4 protein-coding genes are annotated in these 3,256 nt (G+C 43.2%); 1 reads left to right on the top strand and 3 read right to left on the bottom strand.

Annotation, left to right across the window (positions count from 1 at the left end):
* A partial coding sequence (locus tag VF500_RS23095; protein WP_414688593.1) for a hypothetical protein occupies positions 1–572 on the top strand: 572 nt, incomplete at its 5' end.
* Positions 573–574: 2 nt separating this feature from the next.
* On the opposite strand, the gene VF500_RS23090 is transcribed toward VF500_RS23095, so the two are convergent.
* The 3 genes from VF500_RS23090 to VF500_RS23080 form a co-directional block, all read right to left on the bottom strand.
* Positions 575–1,372: a hypothetical protein gene (locus VF500_RS23090; RefSeq protein WP_330861935.1), complete on the bottom strand. Its 798-nt coding sequence runs from the start codon at positions 1,370–1,372 to the stop codon at positions 575–577.
* 113 nt (positions 1,373–1,485) lie between these two features.
* A complete protein-coding gene (locus VF500_RS23085; protein ID WP_330861934.1) occupies positions 1,486–2,238 on the bottom strand; it encodes a copper homeostasis protein CutC in 753 nt (250 codons plus the stop codon).
* Between the two features lie 128 nt (positions 2,239–2,366).
* Positions 2,367–3,256: N(4)-(beta-N-acetylglucosaminyl)-L-asparaginase (locus VF500_RS23080; RefSeq protein WP_330861933.1), on the bottom strand; the 890-nt coding region annotated here is incomplete at its 5' end.

Raw genomic sequence — 3,256 nt, 5'->3', positions numbered from 1 at the left:
AAACCCAGCAGGCGCAAAAAAATATCTATCCACGGTTTGCGCAAAGCATTGGTGTTAATTACAAATCGGCAATTTCGGGCTCGGGAGCAACGCAGTTGTTAGCAACGGGGTCGTTCTATTTCCCCGGTTTGTTCGTGAATCACAATTTTGTGATCAGCCTGGCGCACCAGCAAAAAGGCAAGGATAATGTGATCAGTTTCTCTAATGATTTTCCTTTCTCCAAAGGTTATACCGCCGAAAACCTGGACAATATGAACAAGGTAGGTTTAACCTATCATTTACCAATAGCTTATCCTGATGCCGGTTTTGGTAACCTGTTTTACCTATCGCGCCTGCGAACAGCATTATTTTTTGATTATACCCATGCCAACGCCTCCAACTTTTTTACCGATGGCAGCAGCTTTAAACAAAATTTCAGATCGGCAGGAGGTACGCTGTATTTCGATACTAAATTCTTTAACCAAAACAGTATCACATTTGGCATCAGGTACAGCAGGTTGCTGGATGAGGACTTTTTTGGTGGGACAGGAAGAAACAGGATAGAGCTGGTTTTGCCGGTTACCTTCTTTTGATGTTAATAAGCTTTGTTTCTGATGTAACCACCTCTTGGAAACACACCGGCTATATCACCATGACATTCATAAAGATGAGTTTTTCTGTTAACCAGATAATTGAAAATTCGCAGGTCCTTCCTGGTGATTTTGAAGGCGTATTTTTTTAAACGCATGTAACCATAAATACCGTAAGCTTGTGTCTCACTGCATATGCTAACAAGCATTCTCCTTAATTTTGTGATCTGTTTGTGCTTTGCAAGGCTATCTATTGACCTTGCTTCGTCAGTTTCATATGCGCCATCACCGCAGTATAATCCGAACATTTTATGCTCGTTTAACTCGTTTTTAAGATCGTCAACAGTTTTTGCAGAGTCATAAAATGCATTTCTTAATTTTAGATACTGTATAGCCTTTACTGTATCTATTTTAGGATGATTTCTGAGTATGTTGGATTTTCTATCGTAATCATTATAGCGCATTGATGCTCCCTGACCGTATAAAACCGAACTTAAACAAATAGTGTCATTATGTACCAATAAATTTATATGATAATCATAAGTACCGTTGAGTGTTATATTTATTAAACGGTGGGTGTATCCGAAATCAACGTCTCTGTCATATACAAGTTTTATGTCGCTATTTACAGGTTCGCGGGTTTTTTTGATGCTATCAGCACGCTGATAAAGTCGGTTGGCAGATTTTTCCTGGTTCGCCAATGCTTCAAATTTGAGATAGAATGTTCTATCCAGATTTTGGCAGTAACCGTCACAAGTGGTCAGCGAAAGTAAAATGAACAATATCTTTTTTGCGATCTTCATTTAATTATCTCCTCTTAGGGTTTCCTTATAGAGGGTCTCGAGAGAACGTTGCTTAACGGAATTTACAAGATATCAGTCTTATGTCCTGATATCTTGTTTCTTGAATCTTTTATCTAACTATTCGCCAGCCTGATCAATTCCTTAACCCGATCAACCCCGGTTACGTCGATGCTGTATTCATCGCCTGCTTCGGCGCTCATCATGATACTTTCGTTATGAAACTTCATTTTACTCGCAACCTTGATCCTTGCCGACGAATGAACTTCCTTTACCCCTGTAAAATGGATCAGGTCGGCCACGTTGGCTTCACTTACACCACTTCCGGGCATAATGCTGATGCGGTCTGCCGCTTGTTCAACAAGGCGGTTTAAATTGCTGGCGCCTTCAATAGCAGTACTTTTGCCACCCGAAGTGAGGATGCGCTCACAGCCCATTTCAATAATTTCTTCAAGAGCCTTATGCTGATCGACACACATATCAAAAGCGCGATGAAAGGTTACGCCCAATCCCCATTGCCTGGCGAGGCGCACCATTTCGGTACAACGTTCTATATCTATGGTGCCATCTTCGTTAAGGATACCAATCACAACGCCATCACATCCGGCATCAATACAATACCTGATATCGGCCATCATGAGATTATACTCCATCTCATTGTACAAAAAGTCGCCTCCACGCGGGCGGATGAGTACATAAAGCTTGATATGGAGCAGGCTGCGGGCCATTAATATGGTGCCGTGTGAGGGAGTAGTGCCACCCTCCTTTAAATTTTCGCAAAGTTCAACACGCACAGCGCCGCCCTCCTGGGCCGCAAGGGCCGATGTAACCGAATTAGCGCAAACTTCGAGCGATACGGGTTGATACATTTTTCTTTTATGTTTTTTAGTTCATGGATCATAGTTGATAGTTCATAGCCGGATTCGTCTATTTAACCCAACATCCTAATAGCTTTTCGCCATGAACCATGATCTATCAACCATGAACCAAATAATTTCTATTTATAATAACTCTTTCCCGGTATTAACAGGTCCTGTTGCTGTGCATTACAAACGGCGTATGAAAAACCGCTTTGTATAGCATAAGCACCATATTCTCCTTTTTTGTTGATAGCTAAAAAGCCAACCTGGATCTTCTTGGCTATTTCCGGTTTCTTTTTAATGATGCGATTTACGGCTTCCTTGCAGGCGTCTTCGGGCGATAAACCCTGGCGCATCAGCTCAACTACTAAAAAGCTGCCCACATTACGGATCACCTCTTCACCAACACCTGTTGAGGTTGCGCCCCCAACTTCATTATCTACATAAAGACCGGCCCCTATAATAGGACTGTCGCCAACACGGCCATGCAATTTAAAAGCCATGCCACTGGTAGTGCAACCACCCGAGATATTGCCTTTGGCATCAATGGCCAGCATACCTATGGTATCGTGATTATATTTATTGCCCGGTTTACCTCCGTTTTCGATATTCATTACGGGGCTGTACTGGGCTTTTTTTAGCCATTCCTTCCAGATCTTTTCTGTTTCGGGAGTTAGCAGTTTTTCTTTTTTCATGCCCTGCTCAACAGCAAACTGGGTAGCGCCTTCGCCAACCAGCATTACGTGAGGGGTTTTTTCCATTACCAAACGGGCTACCGAAATGGGGTGGGCTATGTTTTCCATGGCAGCTACCGAACCACAGTTGCCAAACTCATCCATAATACATGAGTCGAGGGTTACATGGCCATCACGGTCGGGCAGACCTGTACGGCCCACGGTGTGGTTGGTAATATCTTCGGCTTCGGGGATACGGGCACCTGTTTCAATGGCGTCAAGTGCGCGTCCTCCGGCTGATAATACTTTCCAGGCACCTTTGTTAGCTATGATGCCAAAATCCCAGGTGGAGA

It is taken from the genome of Mucilaginibacter sp. (assembly GCF_036383575.1).
GTDB lineage: Bacteria > Bacteroidota > Bacteroidia > Sphingobacteriales > Sphingobacteriaceae > Mucilaginibacter.
This window is presented reverse-complemented; position numbering and strand designations above follow the sequence as displayed.